This is a genomic window from Ehrlichia minasensis (assembly GCF_004181775.1).
GTDB classification, from domain to species: domain Bacteria; phylum Pseudomonadota; class Alphaproteobacteria; order Rickettsiales; family Anaplasmataceae; genus Ehrlichia; species Ehrlichia minasensis.
Genome location: NZ_QOHL01000015.1, coordinates 1 through 20,932, shown reverse-complemented (window position 1 = coordinate 20,932; position 20,932 = coordinate 1). Strand labels below are relative to the sequence as shown.

Genomic DNA, 20,932 nt, shown 5'->3' with positions numbered 1-20,932 from the left:
ACGTGATACTACAAAGAAATCTACTAAATAAACACTTCTAATATTTATTTCACATTTCCAACATGTCAATAGGTTGCTACAATTACCATAATTATATGCACTATTAACACTCATTAACAAATTGCTACAATGAAATTGACAAACTGACAATGCCGTCTTCATCCCACATCTTAAACACTTCACTAATGCAAACTTACTAAAAACTATCATATTCCTGATAACTTACAATGCGATGCTTTACATTATTAACAAAATTAAAGCTCATATTGCCATTAATTCTGACATACTGTTAATTCTAACATTACGAAAAAAACTACGAACATTTTTACTTCTAATAATATTACTTTTACTTCCTTCAGGACGTGTAGATACACCTGCACCATCATCATTAGCAGTACGTTTATCTTCATCCATAATTTTTTTTAATTTTGATACATCAAATTTAAAACTTTCAGATAATTCAAAAAATTCAGAATCAATAAATCCTAAATCTAATTGTAACTTTTTTTCTTTCCTAAGACAAATCTTACATTCCTCAGCAATTAAGTGGGTAGTACTATACAAAATATCATTAAAAAATGCAAACTTTGTCCTTTTTAATATAACAGAACCTGCAACTGTACCAACAAAACATGCATATTTTCCAAATTTAGAAATTACAGACCCTTTATTACTTACTTTACCATTTATTATAATATTCCTATTTCTTACAATCACAGTACCAGAAACATTTCCACAGACCTCTACAACACCAGAAACACCTCTATGCTGTATTATAGGATTCCTCTCAACTTTAACTGCTGATCTATCTTGCACACAATTATCAACACTAACTGCAGTACTACCAGTTGCAGATTCCTCTTCACTAATAAGACATCCAGTAACTGACCCTACAATTTTCACTGACTCACGACATGATGATACTACTTTTCCCTTAATATTTCCATGTAAAGTAAGATTATTACAAGTTAAAACTACTTTTTTAGAAATATCTCCTTTGATAATCATGCCATAATAACAACTACCATCTAATTCATAACACACCTCATTAGTTTTGAAGTATTTTAACGAAATAATCACCTTGTTCTTTATCACAAATGAACTAAGATTTTGCTTATCAAAATTTGTCGAGTTAAACACTTCAAAATAATGACTTAATCTTTTAACATCATACACTTGCATTTGATATTTGGACAGCTTACGTATTACGCAATCTTTACTGACACCAAAATTTACACCATTTACCTCACATTTATGCACCAGAGTATACAAAGATTTTACATAAGAATCTATCCAAGATGTATCTAGTTTCTTAACATACAAATCTAAATCAGGAATAGAAGCAATCAGGTTATAATATAAAAAGCAAGGTTTTAAGCCCTCTAAAATAGCAGACTTACAAGCACTAAAACTGTTTTTATTTATTAAAAAGTACAAAACCCAATTTAGTAGATTAGGCTCTTTTTGTAACTTATCTGTAAATCTTAAATACCGATCTATGGATTTATTTAAACCATCAATCATATCTTTTATAAAATTTTCTAACACCTTATTAGCATGAACTGCATACTGATCTACTAAAGCCACTGATTTACCCATACAGCTACTTATCATTGGAAGATTTTCAGCTGAAACATCTTGTTTATCACTTTGGCAATTACTGAATGCCTGAAACATTAGATCCTGTTTGCTAGAAGAAGGATTAGACACATCTATACAATCTACAGCATTAAAGGAGACAAATTTCTTATTTTGATTACTTAACGTACTACTTAAACCCGCACTACTTCCCGCATTAGTATTTCGGCAACCCAACCCTTTCTCAACATATTGTTTTGCCTCCATTAGCTTTGCATCTGAGTAACTTCTTGATACAGAACTACCATCCTTTACTTTGCTTGTCCTTACTGTATCATACCCGATATACTTATAACTCTTTCTATCAAATAATCCTTTTGATGATGCACTTTCCCCAACTTTCTTATTACTTTTAGCATTCACATAAGAGATAAACTCTTCCAACAGCTGCATTTTTAAAAGTGCACCACCTCCACAAGATCTTACAAACTTTCCATCAATACGTTTATGAATAACATTAGTATCATCATTACTTAAAACTTGCTCAACATAAGATAATGACATATTAAATATATTAACTAAAGCTTCTTTACCCAACTCTGCAGCTAATATTTTGACTAACTGATTCATATTACCTGCCTCTTTAACCAACGAGTCTAATAAACGTTTTCTACCTTCTTCACTTTCCATGTACTGTACAATACTACGACTTGCATCACTCAACTTTCCTCGAAAAAATAAGTTACTTCTATCAGGTATTCTATCTCTCTTGGTAGAATTACTACGCCGAACACTACTTAACGTATCTTTTATACTTGAAAAAGTAGGTGTTGTTCTACCAAGTGTACTAGCTTTACGTTCAATATTATAATAACCGTGCATTGCAGTATCACTATCACACTTACTGCTACTGGGTATATCTTGACGTGTTCCACTTACACCTGCCATTACAGGATATTCTTCACCGGATTCACCAGATTCTTCACATATAAACTCATAATCAAGTATTCCATTTCTCTTAGTAGAACTACTACTCAGAGTATCACATAACATATCTTTTGGACTTGATGTAAAAGTAGGTGCTGTTTCATCAAGTTTACTAGCTTTACAGTCAATATTAAAATAATCTTGCATAGCAGGATCATTACCATACTTACTGCCACTGGGTTGATGTGTTTCACCCACACTTGCCATCACAGTATATGCCTCACTAGACTCACACTCAATCTCACAATAATGATGCATATCAGCACCATTTTCCTCATTATCATCCAGTACAACACAGTATTGATCTTCTTCAACACTATCATCATCAAAAGCACATGTTTTACTAAATTCCATAGCATCAGCTTTCACATCCTGATTGGCAGCTGTTAAAGGAATATCATATACTGGATTACTTTGAATTGGTTGATCAGTTGTTTCCTTTAGATCTCCACCATTATCACTATCGTCTGCAAAAGCATCAGCATTACATTCTTCTGACTTAACATGTCTAACATCTGACATTATAGACATGCCAACAGCATCATTATCTATTTGCTCCTTTGCATTAAATACACGTTGTGTTAAACAAGTGATATTACGTTCACCAAATAATCTTGCCCGATAACTTTCACGACTTAATATTCGATTTAAAATTAAAACCCTAACTAGCCTAAGATTACTGTCATTCTGACATATTTTTAATTCTCTATCCAATAACTCTGCTTGTTTATCTTTATTGCATAACAATATCACGTTAAATACACCACGACATTTTATCAACTCATTTAATGTGTGTTTCAAAAATATCCCTAAAGTTCTTATTTTTAATTCTACATTGTGTTTATTACGTAAAACCACCAAATCAGTAGATTTTTCTAAAAGCTCTTTATAATCAGCCTTTCCTTGCTGCAACCTTGATAAAATAGCATGTATTTGTCCTGTTACAGATAATACAAAATCCATTTGCTCACTAATAAACAACATATAATCATTGATACTTCTATCTTGCTGTTCACTAGCAGCATTTGCTACAGTAGTAGTACTATGACTATCATTATATACAACCGTTTGCCACGAAGGCATAGTTGTATTTGTTCTGTGTAATACACTCTCATCAAAATTTTCATAATGTAATACAAGAGTTATGCATGAGTGACATAGTGTATCCTTACTAATCACTAAATGCGGTATATCCAATTTTGATATCGGACTATTAACAAGAATATTCAAATTATACATGAAAAATCTCAAGTCATAAAAAAAGTTCGTCATGCAAGAAGAACATATAGTCTTTAAAAAAAAGTCTTCATCTTTTTCTAGTAGATTAACAAAACTAAATATCTCTTTATAGTGTGAGAGTAGAATCTCACTCACACCTTTTAGAATATCGTGTTGAAAACTAAACATAGAAAAATACTGATCGGTAGTTCCTTGATTAACAGAATCATCTCTTAATGAAACACTATCTTTCTTACTATCCTGCGTGCCAGATTGCGGAAGAGAAGACAATTTTTTACTACTATTACCAAAACGTGCTAACATGAGTGTACACCTGAATTAGTTAACAATTTTATCCTAACTATTAATATTTTTACCATATACATACAAAAGTCCTCGTCCTTATTTTTCATACAATTCACAAGAGTACCGTCTATAAATTATTTTGATAAACTTAACGATAAAGTTTAATAAATATCTACCTACTTCATTAATATTAGTTAAGTATAAAGCCTCATTTTCACTCTGAATATCAGCTTATTTACAAAGACCATAAGATTAAATTATTGATAAAAGTACCACTGACTTGAGTAATTATTTTTAACTATAAGTTAAACAAATTACATGATAATCTGCTACCACAAAGTTAATTTAGAGCTATACACAGCAAATATACTTTAACTACATGTTTTAAACTTACAGCACAATTATCAACAACAAATAATCTACATTGCGTTTTTCCATAATATTAATTTATTAACAATACATTACATAAACTGATAATCAAAAACACCTTACAACTATGTCATTAACACATAGATGTACAAATTGCTATGGTAAAGCAACACTAATAGCTTATCATCAAACGCCTTTTAAACTATACAATACCAATTAATAAGTTTTTTTACATAATCTTAATACCAACTAACAAGAAATATGCCACTATATAAATAATAAAAAATAACAAGTCAATATAAAAATTTAATATAATAAGTAAAGATACTAATATTATTTTATATTTTTATAATAATTAATTAAAATAATATTTAATTTTTAATAAAACTTATTAAAAACTAAATATTAATATCATCACAATCACAACACTTATATATAAGCTCTAATTCTTGCAAAGCATTGACACTGACAACAGTAAGCTTGACAAAAATACCTATATTTTTAAAAAAGTTTTTATATAAAACTTCATTTACCACTAAAAACTTTCCTTCGTAGTGAATCTCAAGTATAAATAAATCTCTACCATATTAACCAAAAAGCCTACTATGTCAGACTTCTCAATAGAAAATGAAATATCAAAATCAGTAAATAAAAAGAACTGTATTATTGTTGGAGTTGACGAAGTAGGATACGGGTCATTAGCTGGTCCTGTAGTATCAGCTGCTGCTTTTTTCTTAAGGTACAATAACGACATAATATACAACATTAAGGACTCAAAAAAACTTACTCCAAAAAAAAGGATAGAAGTCTATAATACAATCACCTCAATTGTAAAATGGAGTATAGGACTTGCTGACGTATCCGAAATAGATCAACACAACATATTAAACGCTACACATCTTGCAATGCAAAGAGCACTTAACGGATTAAATTATGATATAGATTATGTAATAGTAGATGGAAACAAAGTACCAGATTTACCATGGGATACAAAAGCCATTGTAGACGGAGATAACATAAGTGTATCAATTGCAGCAGCATCTATAATTGCAAAAGTTACAAGAGATAAGCTGATGGAAACATTACATGCACAATATCCAGAGTATCACTGGAATAAAAATAAAGGGTATGGAACTAAACATCACTTAGAATCCTTATATAAATATGGAAAAACTATACATCACAGAAATACATTTACCCCATTACCAAAAATTACCAAACTTTATAGTAAATAAATATAGTAACAACATGATACATTAAGAAAAACTCCAAATTGTAATATCCTACAATTTTTGTATTTAATTAATTCATCTAAAAAAATATACAGGTATATATAATACCAAACCACATGATAGAACTTAATTCATTTATTATAAATCATAAAGATTAAATAATCTAACAGCAAAACATAAAACAATGTCACTGATATATCAGAAAATTTTAGAATATAACCTGCAACATTTAACCAATTTATATAATTTAAAAAAAACACATTCCTTATTGAACTAGCCACAAATACTATACTTATGTTTAATTCACTATAAGATTATAAATATTAAAAACCTCACAGTAAAATAGACAGAGCTAATTGATTCATAACAAAATTTAGGAGATAAAATTCATAGTGCTGTACTCAAGCTTACGCAACATTTACATGAAAAAACACAACATTCATGTACAAATCCACAACACTATATTTAGTAATCCATCATTAAATCACAACAACAGTATAGGAAAATTTTCATACAATTAAGCAGAAGCATTAACAATATAGAAAAAATCTGTCACTAAAGTAACATGAATACAAAAACACACTCAAAACAATACTGATAGATAACCTATAAAAATGAAGTATACTGAAAACTTAAAATTATTTATATCTAATTCGATATAAGTTTCTTTATAATCTTATTTAAACCTTAGTGATCTACTAAAGGACCTATAATATCATTATACAATAAATAAAATACCCAAAATAAGAAATAAAAAGCAACGCTACTAAATTTAATATACTTATTTTAAAGTATCCAGATAACACATTAATGATACCACCCCACACTGGAACCCAAGAACATAACAAAGTTAATAACATCAATACTAACTTGATATAATAACCCAACTTTCCATAATCATCCTGCATTTTGTGATATTCTACACGTGCAAAAATTATCATTCTACCCAACAGCCAGTTAATAATACCACCTACAACTGTTCCTAATGTTGATATTAAAAGCATTAAAGCATAACTATATCCACCAAAATAAGTCATGATTTTAAATATCAACACTTTGTTTAAAGGCAGAACAAGAGCAGCTACCAAACTGTCAACAAACAACAAACTATAAATTTCTATCATTTATAAGACGCACTCTACATATCCCATGGGACCGGTGCGATTTGAACGCACGACCTGCAGATTAGGAATCTAACGCTCTATCCTACTGAGCTACGGCCCCAATATATCTTCAATCATATAGATTATTCATACAATGTAAACAAAATTTCAACTTCCTATTCTTAATCTATATTAGATATTCTATATGATGGATACTTAACTATTTTCAGCCACATTACAACACAAATTCTATAGATTATAAAACATAATCTTACGAATATTAGCATCAAATAAGCTAATACGTTAAGAATTATGTATCACTTTAAATACAAAAACATAAGTGTCATAAATGCACAATAACATTTAAAAATTACAACTACATTAACTTTATATATTCACATAACTTTACCTTTATGCATGATAATCTGTAACTTACACTAAACACAAATCTTGAAATGAGAACATTATAAGTACAGATACTAAATATAATATTTACAGAGCACATAGAATTTATGATTTACATAAATTACCAACACCAATGTCAAATAACATTAAGATACAAAACCATTTGTATTAACTTCAAACATAACAAGAAAAACATCTCATGTTTATTAACATACTCAATTAACAAACATAAATTATAATTTCTACAGTACCTATATTAATTTTTTTTGTTTTATCACATAACATAATTTTTCTATATCTGACAAGCTATGATTTACACTAAATACAAATCTAAGTCTTGGAGTTGGTACAGTAGGAGGACGTATTGCAACAACAAGAAACCCCTCTTCTTTTAAAACCTGTTGCGCATGTAAAACTTTATCTATACTTTCCATAATCAACAACACTATATGACTTTCAGGTTCAGCAAGATTTAGATTCTTACAAAAAAACTTTGCTAGTTTAATAGGAATATCAGTAACAGATTCACTTATAACATCTAATGCAGCATTTGCAGCTGCAATAACCATTGGAGGAAGAGCAGTTGTATATATAAAAGTTCTAGCTTTATTTTGTATATACTTTATAACAACTTCTGATGCACACACATAACCACCCAAAACACCAGCTGCTTTCGATAAAGTACCAACATATACATCTGAACTAGCACAATGCATTAACCCAAAACTATGTGCACAATCAGTAATAAGCCATGTTTTATATTTTTCCGCTAATCTTTTCAGATGATCAACTGGAGCAATATCTCCATTCATACTATATACTTGTTCAATTATAATAAAACAATGCTTATGCAATCTCCTAAATTCTTTCAATATATTCTCACAATCTTTGTAATCATTATGCTCAAATCTATAGTTCTTAGCACCAGAAAGTTTAATACCATCAATAATAGAAGAATGTACTAACTTGTCAGAAATGACCATATCATGTCTACCTACCAAAGCAGCAATGACACCAACATTAGCTAAATAACCACTACTAAATACTAAAGCCATTTCTGTATTATATATTTTTGCTAATTTTTTTTCTAAACATTGATAAATAACATTATTGCCAGTAACCATACGTGAAGCACCAGCACCTACACCATAACTATTCACTGCATTTATAGCTGCTTCCTTTAATAAAGGATGTCCTACTAACCCTAAATAATCATTACAAGAAAAAGAAACCAAGTTCTTCTCATTTTGAGACACAAAGCAACCTGATTCAGACTTAGTGATAGTAGAAAGTTCTCTATATAAATTACTTTTCTTTAAATTAATAAGTTCTTGATTTAATACTTTATCTAACATATCACTACAGCATTAAAATTTCATCTTGATAAACCAAATAACATAATCTGAAAGTAGCTTGATAAATATAACTAATTTTTAATGCAATAGGTTCCTATGTAACACTTTACTAACACATTAAAACTCTATAATACCACAACACAATCCTTATGTTAATAAATTAACTAAACAACTTTAAGTATCATAATAACCAAAACTTTTTCATATCAATTTCCAATTAACAATTCACTGTATAAAACTGCTACAACATATGAAACATATACAATAGTAATATTCATTCTTATTCACAAATAAAGCAATCATCTTTAAGCATAACAATAATAGAAATCTTACGCTCTACTAAATCAACTCTGACTTAAAAAGCTAAATTTTATTTTAAGGAGATAAACAACATGTCTTAAACATAATAACAATAGCAGTGTTCTACTAGATTTTAATTTCACTACCACTCAATTGCGTATCAAGCAACACATAACTAAAATTCTTATTTTAAAAATAAACAATATATTTTAAACACAGTAATAAACATAATGTTCTCCATATATAATATTAATTTTTACCACATGAAACACTAGTTTAATACTTTCTAATATATGAAAATTTATAATACTAAAAAGTTCCTACTTTGAAAAATTAAGTAACTACTGCAGATTATCAATTTTAACTCAGTACTTCCTTGCCATAATACTTCACATAAAACATAAAGCACCACCCACAAAAATCAAATAACTATTAAGCCATATACTTTAACCTTCTATCTAAACATAAGACTAATATTTATTGAGAATACAAGTAGCGTATCACACTATAGTTACTTCTTAATCCAAACAGTCAACATTACAAAAAATTAAAATTCTTCAATACTAAAAAACTATCTAGTCCAACATTAAATACTTTAACATCTTAATAATCAACAATACTATTATTATCTTTTGGTAAGTCATGATTAAAGCTATTACTATCAGACTGTAGCAATGCAGGATCTTGATATTCACTATCATAATACATAGAATAATCCTCCTTATTTAATAAAGATAGTTTCTTTATCTTATTCATTAAGAAACCAGTACCAGCAGGTATTAACCTACCTACTATTACATTCTCCTTTAACCCATATAAAGAATCTTCCTTACCAGAAAATGCTGCTTCTGTTAAAACTTTCGTAGTCTCCTGGAATGACGCTGCAGAAACAAATGAATTAGTATCAAGACTTGCTCTAGTAATACCTTGAAGTATTGGAGCATACTTAGCAGGAGATTTACCCATTTTGACCATGTTGTTATTAGTCTTTATTACTTCTTCTATATCTATATTCTCTCCAATTAAATACATAGTATCCCCTGGTTCAAATATCTCAACTTTTTGTAACATTTGCCTTAAAATTATTTCTATATGCTTATTATCAATACGTACACCTTGTAACCTATAAACTTGTTGAATTTCAGAGATCATATAATTTGCCAGTGCTTCAACCCCTAAAACACGCAATATATCATGAGGATCAGGATCACCATCCATTAATAAATCCCCTTTGTGTACAAAGTCACCTTCATTAACAATAGTATGCTTACCTTTAGGTACTAAATACTCAACAGGTGTCAATTTATCATCTACAGGCTTAATAAATATACGTCTCTTAGATCTATAATAATCTTTCCCAAACTCAACATAACCATCGATATCACTTACTATAGCGTGTTCTTTCGGACGACGTGCTTCAAATAACTCAATTACTCTAGGTAACCCTCCTGTAATGTCTCTAGTTTTTATAGATTCTCTTGGAATCCTTGTTATAACATCACCAGCATGAACTTTTTGCCCATCTTGTACATTCAATACTGCACCTATTGGTATAAAATAATTTGCTTCTAGCCCATTAGATAGTGTTATTATATTACCATTATCATCAACCAAAACTAATCTAGGCCTGAGGTTAGCACCTTGCAAGTGTAATTTCCAATCAACTACTACTCTATTAGAAATACCAGTAGACTCATCCAATACTTCATTAATAGATACACCATCTATTAAATCCATATACTTAATAATACCAGTCTTTTCTGTAATAATAGGCATTGTATAAGGATCCCACTCAGCAATCTTTTCTGTAATTTTTACAAATTGACCATCATTAACATAAAGTCTTGCACCATAAGGTATGTTATGACGCATTTTTTCGTTTCCAACACTATCAAGTAATACTATTTCACAAGATCTGCTCATGACAATCTTATTACCATGTTTATCTTCAACAACATTACTGTTCACTAACTTTGCTTTAGCATCTAATAACGCTATCAAGTTGGAAGTTTCAACACCTCTCATTGCAGTACCACCCACGTGGAAAGTACGCATAGTTAATTGAGTACCAGGTTCACCAACAGATTGAGCAGCTATTACACCAACAGCTTCACCTATTGATACAACATCACCAATCGCAAGATCTCTACCATAACACAAAGCACAAATACCTTTTTTAGCTTCACAAGTAAGAGGTGATCTTACTTTCACAGCATCCAATCCTGCTATTTTTATCTTCTCAACCTTAGACTCATCTATTAATTCTCCAGCTTTAACAAGCAACTCTTCAGTAATAGGGTTATACACATCAATAGCAGCAACCCTTCCAAGTATAATATTATCTAATGTCTCAACTACAGCACCACCTTCAACAACAGACCTTATTGCAAATCCATTGTGTGTTTTGCAATCATATTCAACAACTATACAATCCTGAGCAACATCAACAAGCCTACGAGTTAAGTAACCAGAATTTGCAGTTTTTAAAGCAGTATCTGCTAATCCTTTTCTTGCTCCATGAGTTGAATTGAAATATTCAAACACATTCAATCCTTCACGGAAGTTGGATATTATTGGAGTTTCAATAATTTCACCTGAAGGCTTAGCCATTAATCCTCTCATACCTGATAATTGTTTCATCTGCGATGCAGATCCTCTAGCACCAGAATGTGCCATCATATAAATAGAATTTAACTTATTTTCTGGATCATAGACAGAAATAGCTTTCATCATATCCTTAGCTATTAGATCAGTACACTTAGACCACTCATCTATTACTTTATTATATCTCTCACTTCTTGTAATCAAACCATCCTGATACTGTACAGCAAATTCTTTTATCTTATCACTAGCATTATCTACATGCATTGTCTTAGTATCTGGAATAATCATATCTTTACATCCAAATGAAATACCAGATTGTGAAGCATACTTAAATCCAAGAGACATTAATTTATCTGAAAATTCAACAGTTTCACTTTGACCACAGTTTCTGTATACTAAGTCAACTATTGATGTAATTTCCTTTACAGTCAAAACTTGATTTATCAAATCAAAAGTTAAATTTTTATGTTGTGGAAATATTTGCCACAATATCAACCTACCAGGAGTGGTTTCAATAATTTTAGAATAATACGAAGGCTTATCACCCTCTACATCATAATTACAATAAGTCATCCTATATTTAATTTTACTACATAGATGGACATCCTTATTGTGTAAAGCATATTCCACATGACTAAAATCACCAAAGAATAAAACTTCATCTTCAGACTGTGCTTGATCTTGTAAAGTTAAGTAATATATACCAAGTACTATATCTTTTGAAGGAACAATTATTGGCTTACCATTAGAAGGACTTAAGATATTATTAGTAGACATCATTAATATCCTAGCTTCAAGTTGCGCTTCTAGTGACAATGGGATATGTACAGCCATTTGATCTCCATCAAAATCAGCATTAAAAGCACTACATACTAAAGGATGTAATTGTATTGCTTTCCCTTCTATTAACACTGGGTCAAAGGCTTGTATACCTAGCCTATGCAAAGTAGGCGCCCTATTTAACAATATTGGATGTTCATGTATTACTTCATCCAGAATATCCCAGACTTCTGGTTTTTCATTTTGTATCATCTTATTCGCTAACTTTACTGTTGGCACAATACCATACATTTTCAGTTTAGAACAAATAAACGGCTTAAACAATTCAAGAGCCATTTTCTTTGGTAACCCACACTGATGTAATTTTAAGTTAGGACCTACAACAATTACTGATCTACCAGAATAATCTACCCTTTTCCCTAACAAGTTCTGCCTAAAACGCCCTTGCTTACCTTTTAACATATCACTTAATGATTTCTTGTATCCTACACTTCCTGCTTTATTAGAAACATAACTACGACGTGTACTATCAAAAAGAGCATCTACAGCTTCTTGCAACATTCTCTTTTCATTACGAATCATAATCGCAGGCGGATTCAATTTTAACAATTTACCTAACCTATTATTACGGTTAATAATAGTACGGTAATGATGATTTAAATCAGAAACTGCTGGTCTTCCATTTTCTAAAGAAACTAGTGGTCTCAAATCAGGTGGTAAAATTGGGATAACAGTTAATATCATCCACTCAGGTTTATTACCAGAATTTATAAAATTTTCAACAATACGTAACCTTTTGACTATTTTCTTACGCTTCATTTCTGAAGTTGTGGACTCTAACTCTGTTCTAAGATTTGTGTTAATTGCATGTAAATCCAACCGTACTAACAACTCCCTAATAGCTTCAGCTCCAGTAAGCGCAAGAAAACTATCTTCACCATAATTATCCTTTGCCTGATTGTATGCACTCTCACTTATCACTTCACCCTTAGACAATGGAGTTGCAATAGGGTCAATTACTACAAAATCACCGCTATATAAAATACTTTCTATTAACTTAAGTGGCATATCAAGTAATGCACCTATACGAGACGGTAAAGACTTCAGGAACCAAACATGTGCTACAGGTGACACAAGTTCTATATGACCCATTCTTTCTCTACGCACCTTTGAAGAAGTAACCTCAACTCCACACTTTTCACAAATTACTCCTCTATAACGTTTTTTTCTATACTTACCGCACAAACATTCATCATCATTCACCGGTCCAAAAATTTTAGGACAAAAAAGACCTCCTTTTTCTACTTTAAACGTACGGTAATTAGTAGTAGAAATATCTTTAATCTCACCATACGACATTGCTCTAATGCTCTCAGGACTAGCTATAGATATACAAATCTTATCGAATGATTGTGCAATACTAGTATAGCCATACAAATCCAACATCTTCATATACTACTACCCCTTAATTATTAATTGTTTACTTCACTAGGTAAGAAACCCTTATCTTGCTTTAAAGCAACATCCAAACACAATGATCTTAACTCTTTTACCATAACATTAAACGATTCTGGTATACCACATTCAAAATTACTATCTCCTTTAATGATAGATTCATAAATCTTAACCCTTCCAACAATATCATCAGATTTAACTGTAAGCATTTCTTGTAAAGTATAAGCAGCTCCATAAGCTTGTAATGCCCAACATTCCATTTCTCCAAAACGCTGACCACCAAAATGCGATTTTCCACCTAAAGGTTGCTGAGTTACTAATCCATATGGACCTACAGACCTAGCATGTATCTTATCATCCACTAAGTGGTGTAACTTTAACATATATATGTATCCTACAGTAACTTTACGATCAAATTTTTCACCAATTCTTCCATCATAAAGATCTACTTGCCCTGAAACATCTAAATCAGCTAATTTTAATAAGTTAGAAATTTGACTATCCTTTGGTCCTTCAAATACTGGAGCTGCCATCGGTACACCACCACGCAACCTTTCCGCAAAAACTAAAAGGTCCTCATCACTCATAGATTGAATATTATATTTTAAATCTTGTCCATCATATACTTGATCTAAGAAGTTTCTTAAATGAGATACTGTTAATTCATCAATGTTATCTAATATATGGCCTATCTTTTTACCTAAGTTAACAGACGCCCATCCAAAGTGTGTTTCTAAAATTTGACCAACATTCATACGAGAAGGCACACCTAAAGAATTAAGTATAATATCAACAGGAGTTCCATCCTCTAAATATGGCATATCTTCAACAGGTACAATACGAGAGATTACACCTTTATTACCATGCCTACCAGACATTTTATCACCCGGCTGCAGATTATGTTTTACTGCAACAAAAACTTTAACTATACACAAAACACCTTGAGGTAAATCATAGCCATAATTCAACTTATCTATCTTTTGATCAAACTTACTATGAGCATTCTGAATCATCGAGTCAAATTTTTCTTTTAAGCTATTAATCTGGGACAATACAGTCTCATCAGATAAATTAACACTCCACCAATCTTTTTTTGGAGTAGATTCTAAATAATCATCCACACTTTGATTATTACATTGGACATTAGAATTTACTAAAACCCTCTTTAATTCATCATAAAAATATTCACTAACTACATCAATTTCATAATCTCTTTCTTTTATGAAGCCATTAATTTCATTTTGCTTAATTAAGAGAGATCTATCATTTTCTTCAACACCACGACGTACAAAAACATGAACATCAACTACTGTACCTTCAACATCAAGAGGTAAATATAAAGAAGAATCCACACAATCAAATACTTTTTCACCAAAAATAGTTACTAATAACTTTGTTTCCGGAGGCAAAGAAATTGGTGGCCGAGGAGTAACTTTACCAACCAAAATATCTCCAGCAGAAACTTCAGCACCAATGTTTACAATACCAACATCATCTAAATGAGATAAACTATCTTCATTGATATCAGGAACAGATCTCATAATCTTTTCTGGACCGAGTGTAGTATCTCTAACTACACATTCAAATTCTTCTATATGTATTGAAGTAAAGACATCCTTCTTTACAACTTCACTTGAAATAACTATTGAATCTTCAAAGTTATAACCCTGCCACGACATGAAAGCCACTAGCACATTTTTACCTAAAGCAAGTTCACCTTGATCAATTGCTGATCCATCAGCTATTACATCATTTGCCTTTACATAATCCCCAGGTTTAACTAAAGGTCGTTGATTAATACAAGTATTATGATTAGAACGCTGAAATTTCCTCAAATTATAAACATCAACACCTAAATATTCATTCTTCTCTTGATCAAAAACACGAATAACTATATATAACCCATCTACTCTATGGACAATACCTGCACGCTTAGCTAAAACAACTGTACCAGATCCAGCAGCAACTATTGATTCCATACCAGTACCAATCAAAGGGGCATCTGCCTTCAACAGCGGGACCGCCTGACGCTGCATGTTAGAACCCATTAAAGCACGGTTCGCATCATTATTTTCTAAGAAAGGTATTAAAGATGCAGCAACTGAAACAATTTGTTTTGGAGAAACATCTATATAATCAACTTCCTCCCTTTTAACCATTACAAAATTTCCATCATGCCTACAATAAAGCATATCATCAACAAACTGATTGTTTTCATCAAGAGTAGCACTAGCATCAGCTATATAATAATTACTTTCTTGCATAGCCAGTAAATACTCAACCTTATCAGTCACAACTCCTTTATCTACTTTTCTATAAGGACTTTCAATAAACCCATGCTTATTAATACGAGCATAGATAGCCAAACTACTAATTAACCCAATATTTTGACCTTCTGGAGTCTCAATTGGACAAATTCTCCCATAATGTGTTGGATGTACATCTCTAACTTCAAATCCTGCTCTTTCTCTAGTTAACCCACCTGGACCTAAAGCAGACAATCTACGCTTATGGGTAACTTCAGATAATGGATTAGTCTGATCCATAAATTGAGAAAGCTGAGAAGAACTAAAAAAATCTTTTAAAACTGTGGCTAAAATCTTAGGATTTACAAAATCACATGGCATTGCATTATCAAAATTTACAGAAGACATGTAATCCATAATCATTCTTTCAAGTCTCAGTATTCCAATTCTAAATTGATTTTCAATAAATTCACCAACAGACCTTACTCTACGATTACCAAGGTGATCTATGTCATCAACAGAACCTTCACCATCCCTTAGCAACACTAACTTTTTTATCACATGAATTATATCATCCTTAGTCAATACCGTAACATCTTCATTAACATTTAATCCAAGATGATCATTTAACTTTATTCTTCCAACAGTAGATAAATCATATCTTTCTTTTTCAAAAAACAATCCATCAAAAAAAGCTTTTATTGTATCCAAACTAGGTGATTCACCAGAACGTAAAACTTTATATATCTCAAAAAGTGCATCCTCATAAGTTACATTTTTATCTAAAAATAAAGTATTTAAAATATATGGACCAACTGTTAGAAAATCTATATTTAAAACAAAGATTTCTTTTATATCAAACAATTCTAATTTATTTATATGCTCACTAGTAATATTCTCACCTGCAGATATAATCAACACATTCCCATTTGGATCAAATAAATCATTAGCAATAAATAAACCTTGAATTTCAGCAAATGGGACTAAATACTCTTTAAGCCCATCATTAGCTAACTTTTTAGCCATTCTTAAGGTAATCCTTGCATTAGCTTTCACTAATACATTCCCATTGACATCTACCAGATCATGCGATAACCTAACACCCCTAAACCTATCAACAACAAAAGGTACTATCCACCCTTTCTCACATTTTACATAACGTATCTTATCGTAAAAAGTATTTAAAATATCATTATTAGATAGACCTAAAGCTCTTAAAAGCAAAGAAACCGGCAATTTTCTCTTTCTATCAATACGGAAGTAAAGTATATCCTTTATATCAAATTCAAAATCTAACCATGAACCTCTGTAAGGAATAATCCTAGCTGAATAAATTAACTTCCCAGAACTATAAGTTTTTCCTTTATCACTATCAAAAAACACACCTGGAGAACGATGCATTTGTGATACTATTACTCTTTCTATTCCATTTATGATAAACGTTCCATGAGGAGTCATTGTAGGAAGATCTCCTATAGAAACTTCCTGTTCTTTTATATACTTTATACTCTTTTCTGAAGTCTCTTCATCCACTACATATTTTACTTCCTTAAAAGATACTTCCTGAACTTTCCACACTATAAAACGCAGTACTATACGTATAGGAACAGAAAAGGTAATACCTCTTTTTATACACTCATATTCATCATACTGTGGTTCACCAATACTATAACTGACAAATTCAAGAACAGCTCTACCTAACAAATCCTCTATAGGAAACATAGATTCAAAAATATTCTTTATACCACTCTCAGTATTCTGACCTACACCAATAAATGCATTATATGAATCCCTCTGTATCTTTATTAAATCAGTCAAAGAATCTTTTATATCTATTGATTTTGCATAAGATAACCTAGGAACTGAATTAAAAGAATTTAATACATATTTAGTAGGCGTTACAGAAGAAGACATTCAAATCCCTCAAGATTAATAAATTACAAATAAAAGCTACACAAAAACTACTTAATAATGACTTTCGCTCCAGCATCTTCAAGTTTTTTCTTGATTTCTTCAGCTTCTTCCTTCTTATATTTTTTACCCTCTATTAATTCTTTTGCACCTTCTTTCTCAACAAATTCTTTTGCTTCTTTCAAGCCTAAGTTAGTACATTCTCTCACAGCTTTAATAACAGAAATTTTCTTATCTGCAGCATAACCATCAAAAATAACAGAAAAATCAGTTTTTTCTTCTGCAGCACCACTACTTTCAGCTTGACTACCTCCTGCTGCTGGAACAGCTGTTAACAACCCACCTTTAGGAAATCCTAACTTTTGTTCCATTTTATCCACTAATTCTGCGGCCTTACACAAATCTAAACTACAAATTTGCTCCACTAAACTATCTATATCAACAGTACTCATAAAAATTAACCCCAAATCATAAAAAAATAAAAAAGTATAAAATTAAAATATAGTATCACTCTTTACTACCAAGAGCTTTCAAACATAAAGCCAATCTTACCGGAATATTATAAGATATCATACTCATTATTTGTGCATGCAATTCTCTTAGAGATGGTAAACTAGCAAAGTACAACACTTTCTCACTATCTAATATCTCATCATTGCTATCATATGCACATAATAAACTTATCTTGCTTTTATTATCTTTCATAAATTTCGCAAGAATCTTTGAAATTAATATTATATCATCTGAATAAACAATAAATACAGAACCAAAAAATTTAGCAGATAATTCTTCTCTACCCATTTTTTTTAAAGCAATACGAGATAAGCTATTCTTCACTACCATTAAACCGCTATTAGCCATTTTTAACTCTTTTCTTAAAGAAAAGAAATCATTAGCTACCATACCTTGAAAATTAGCAATTATAAAATATTTAAACTTACTAAACAACCCCTCTATCTTGCTTAAATGCAACTCTTTATTACTACGCTTCACTACCTCTACTCCAATATTAATTATTTAAATTTTCCACTTTAACAGATTTCCCCATAGTTGAAATAACAAATACATCCTTAAAATATAAACCCTTTATAGAAGCAGGCTTACATTGCTTAACTGCACTAATTATTGCATTAAAGTTTTCCAACAAATCCTCAATAGAAAATTTAACATTCCCAATTTTTGCATGCACAATACCAGTCTTATCAGACTTAAATCTAATCTGACCAGACTTTATTATTTTAATAGCCTTAGCAAGCTCAAAAGTTACTGTATTAAATTTAGGATTTGGCATTAACCCCTTTGGACCTAATATCTTAGCAACAGAAGAAACTGATGCCATAAAATCTGGAGTAGTAAGACACCAATCTACATCTAACTTGCATTGCTTCTTCTTCACCTCTTCGATCAATTCTTCATCACCAACAATATCAGCCATAGCCTCTTTAGCCATTTCTAAATACCCACCTTTAGCAAACACTGCAACTCTCACTTCTCTTCCTAATCCCTTAGGTAATACAACACATCCCCTAACTTGCTCATCAGACTTTGAACTATTAATATTAAGATTTATTGCAACATCTACAGACTCACAAAAATTAGCTTTAGCAGACTCTATAACTTTTCTTAAACCTGACTCAACATCATAAACTTCATTACTAACCAATGAATTCATATTACTTACCCTACTACTATACCTTAACCTACCCTTCTACTACAACAATACCCATAGAAGATGCTGTACCAATAACCATCTTAGCCGCAGCTTCAACAGTATCAGCATTCATATCAGACATTTTACGCTTAGCTATCTCATAAATATCTGACATTTTAACTTTTCCAACATTATCCTTTCCAGGATTCACTGAACCTTTATCAATCACAGCAGCTTTTTTTAATAAGTACGATACCGGAGAATCACTTATTGTAAAACTATAAGACTTGTCATTATAAATAGAGATTCTAGCAGTAACTAAATCACCAATTTTGTATTGATTACATTCACTACTTGTAATATCATTAAATTCTTTACAAAATTTAGGCATCGGTATACCACGAGGCCCTAAGACAGAAGCAATTTTAGGTCCAGGACTGGCCTTCCCAGCTTCTATCATTAAATTTATCTTAGATATTAAAACAGCACTCATGATTGCGCCTCCATCTTCTGTATATGTTCTAACTTAAATTCTATTTTAGTCAGTCTACCAAATATCATAACACTGACTCCTGCTATTTTCTTATCTTCATTAATATATTCAACTTTGCCATTGAAATCCTGAAATAATCCATCGTTAATGACCACTTCATCACCAATTTCAAAATTAACAACACTAGTATCATCAACCACACTCTGACACATTTTTTTACGCATAGATTCCATTTCACTATCTGAAATAACTTTAGGAACACCAAAATCATTGTTTAAGAAATTTAATACTCTAGGTATACTTTTAACAAAATTTATCGAATTCTCATTTAAATTCATATACAAAAACACATACCCTGGTGACAACTTCCTTTTTACCAATATTTTTTTATTATGTTTAACACGAGTAATTTCCTCATACGGAATAAAAACTTCACGGAAATTTTCCTCTAAACCTAACACACGAGAATTTTCCAAAATAGATTGACAAACTTTTTCTTCGCTACCAGATGATACCTGAATAATATACCACTCATATTTCATAAATTACTCCAAGTATTATCTTTATCAACTTTAAAAATAAAAAATCTACACTACAAAATAAAATAGACATAAAAGTAATTATTAGTATTACTACAAATAAAAAACCTATAACCTCATTCTTAGAAGCCCAAGAAACTTGCAAAGCCTCTTGCTTCACTCCAAGTAAAAACTTAGTAATATTACTCATTATCAAACTACCTACAACGTCGTACTACTAAAATTAATGGCAGGAGTGATAGGAATCGAACCTACAACCTTCAGTTTTGGAGACTGACGCTCTAGCCAATTGAGCTACACTCCTATTCAATATCCATGTATCACTACTCCAAAATTTCAGTAATAATACCTGAGCCTACAGTTCTACCACCTTCTCGAATTGCAAATCTCAATCCTTGAT

General features: G+C 30.9%; 13 protein-coding genes and 2 tRNA genes. 1 reads left to right on the top strand and 14 read right to left on the bottom strand.

Going from position 1 to position 20,932, the window contains the following annotated elements; all coding sequences use genetic code 11:
- Positions 1–261 precede the first annotated feature (261 nt).
- Positions 262–4,107 (bottom strand): hypothetical protein, encoded by a 3,846-nt coding sequence (locus DRF75_RS03450; RefSeq protein ID WP_045170825.1) that lies wholly within the window; start codon positions 4,105–4,107, stop codon positions 262–264.
- A gap of 956 nt (positions 4,108–5,063) precedes the next feature.
- Between DRF75_RS03450 and DRF75_RS03445 the strand changes: the two genes are divergently transcribed.
- Positions 5,064–5,693, top strand: coding sequence for a ribonuclease HII (locus DRF75_RS03445; protein WP_045170824.1), 630 nt, complete (start codon positions 5,064–5,066; stop codon positions 5,691–5,693).
- Between the two features lie 704 nt (positions 5,694–6,397).
- Here the strand turns inward: DRF75_RS03445 and DRF75_RS03440 are convergent.
- The 13 genes from DRF75_RS03440 to DRF75_RS03380 form a co-directional block, all read right to left on the bottom strand.
- Positions 6,398–6,814 carry a YqaA family protein gene (locus DRF75_RS03440; RefSeq protein WP_045170823.1) on the bottom strand — a complete coding sequence of 139 codons (417 nt, stop codon included), beginning with the start codon at positions 6,812–6,814 and terminating at the stop codon, positions 6,398–6,400.
- A gap of 26 nt (positions 6,815–6,840) precedes the next feature.
- A tRNA-Arg gene (locus tag DRF75_RS03435) sits at positions 6,841–6,914 on the bottom strand.
- A gap of 535 nt (positions 6,915–7,449) precedes the next feature.
- The gene (locus DRF75_RS03430; protein WP_129992655.1) at positions 7,450–8,553 is read right to left on the bottom strand and encodes an aminotransferase class I/II-fold pyridoxal phosphate-dependent enzyme; all 1,104 of its coding nucleotides are present in this window, start codon (positions 8,551–8,553) and stop codon (positions 7,450–7,452) included.
- Between the two features lie 903 nt (positions 8,554–9,456).
- The gene (gene rpoC / locus DRF75_RS03425) at positions 9,457–13,689 is read right to left on the bottom strand and encodes a DNA-directed RNA polymerase subunit beta' (RefSeq protein WP_129992654.1); all 4,233 of its coding nucleotides are present in this window, start codon (positions 13,687–13,689) and stop codon (positions 9,457–9,459) included.
- A 20-nt stretch (positions 13,690–13,709) separates the two neighbouring features.
- On the bottom strand, positions 13,710–17,852 hold the full coding sequence (gene rpoB, locus DRF75_RS03420; RefSeq protein WP_045170818.1) for a DNA-directed RNA polymerase subunit beta: 4,143 nt from the start codon (positions 17,850–17,852) through the stop codon (positions 13,710–13,712).
- 47 nt (positions 17,853–17,899) lie between these two features.
- Positions 17,900–18,301: a 50S ribosomal protein L7/L12 gene (gene rplL, locus DRF75_RS03415; RefSeq protein WP_045170820.1), complete on the bottom strand. Its 402-nt coding sequence runs from the start codon at positions 18,299–18,301 to the stop codon at positions 17,900–17,902.
- 55 nt (positions 18,302–18,356) lie between these two features.
- Positions 18,357–18,842: a 50S ribosomal protein L10 gene (gene rplJ / locus DRF75_RS03410; RefSeq protein ID WP_045170864.1), complete on the bottom strand. Its 486-nt coding sequence runs from the start codon at positions 18,840–18,842 to the stop codon at positions 18,357–18,359.
- A gap of 16 nt (positions 18,843–18,858) precedes the next feature.
- Positions 18,859–19,521 (bottom strand): 50S ribosomal protein L1, encoded by a 663-nt coding sequence (rplA, locus tag DRF75_RS03405; RefSeq protein WP_045170863.1) that lies wholly within the window; start codon positions 19,519–19,521, stop codon positions 18,859–18,861.
- 28 nt (positions 19,522–19,549) lie between these two features.
- The gene (rplK, locus tag DRF75_RS03400; RefSeq protein WP_045170862.1) at positions 19,550–19,993 is read right to left on the bottom strand and encodes a 50S ribosomal protein L11; all 444 of its coding nucleotides are present in this window, start codon (positions 19,991–19,993) and stop codon (positions 19,550–19,552) included.
- Positions 19,990–20,535 (bottom strand): transcription termination/antitermination protein NusG, encoded by a 546-nt coding sequence (nusG, locus tag DRF75_RS03395; protein WP_045170861.1) that lies wholly within the window; start codon positions 20,533–20,535, stop codon positions 19,990–19,992. The genes rplK and nusG overlap by 4 nt, the downstream gene beginning before the upstream one ends.
- Positions 20,525–20,722, bottom strand: coding sequence for a preprotein translocase subunit SecE (gene secE, locus DRF75_RS03390; protein WP_045170860.1), 198 nt, complete (start codon positions 20,720–20,722; stop codon positions 20,525–20,527). The genes nusG and secE overlap by 11 nt, the downstream gene beginning before the upstream one ends.
- Positions 20,723–20,759: 37 nt before the next feature.
- Positions 20,760–20,836: transfer RNA gene (locus DRF75_RS03385), tRNA-Trp, on the bottom strand.
- Positions 20,837–20,855: 19 nt separating this feature from the next.
- Positions 20,856–20,932, bottom strand: a 77-nt coding sequence (locus DRF75_RS03380) for an EF-Tu C-terminal domain-related protein (RefSeq protein WP_129992489.1), incomplete at its 5' end; no start/stop codon positions are given.

Coding starts and splice junctions, on each gene's coding strand:
- rplL (WP_045170820.1), bottom strand. CDS start 18,301: ATGAGTACTGTTGATATAGATAGTTTAGTGGAGCAAATTTGTAGTTTA.
- rplK (WP_045170862.1), bottom strand. CDS start 19,993: ATGAGTGCTGTTTTAATATCTAAGATAAATTTAATGATAGAAGCTGGG.
- DRF75_RS03440 (WP_045170823.1), bottom strand. CDS start 6,814: ATGATAGAAATTTATAGTTTGTTGTTTGTTGACAGTTTGGTAGCTGCT.
- rpoB (WP_045170818.1), bottom strand. CDS start 17,852: ATGTCTTCTTCTGTAACGCCTACTAAATATGTATTAAATTCTTTTAAT.
- secE (WP_045170860.1), bottom strand. CDS start 20,722: ATGAGTAATATTACTAAGTTTTTACTTGGAGTGAAGCAAGAGGCTTTG.
- rplA (WP_045170863.1), bottom strand. CDS start 19,521: ATGAATTCATTGGTTAGTAATGAAGTTTATGATGTTGAGTCAGGTTTA.
- DRF75_RS03430 (WP_129992655.1), bottom strand. CDS start 8,553: ATGTTAGATAAAGTATTAAATCAAGAACTTATTAATTTAAAGAAAAGT.
- DRF75_RS03450 (WP_045170825.1), bottom strand. CDS start 4,107: ATGTTAGCACGTTTTGGTAATAGTAGTAAAAAATTGTCTTCTCTTCCG.
- rpoC (WP_129992654.1), bottom strand. CDS start 13,689: ATGAAGATGTTGGATTTGTATGGCTATACTAGTATTGCACAATCATTC.
- DRF75_RS03445 (WP_045170824.1), top strand. CDS start 5,064: ATGTCAGACTTCTCAATAGAAAATGAAATATCAAAATCAGTAAATAAA.
- nusG (WP_045170861.1), bottom strand. CDS start 20,535: ATGAAATATGAGTGGTATATTATTCAGGTATCATCTGGTAGCGAAGAA.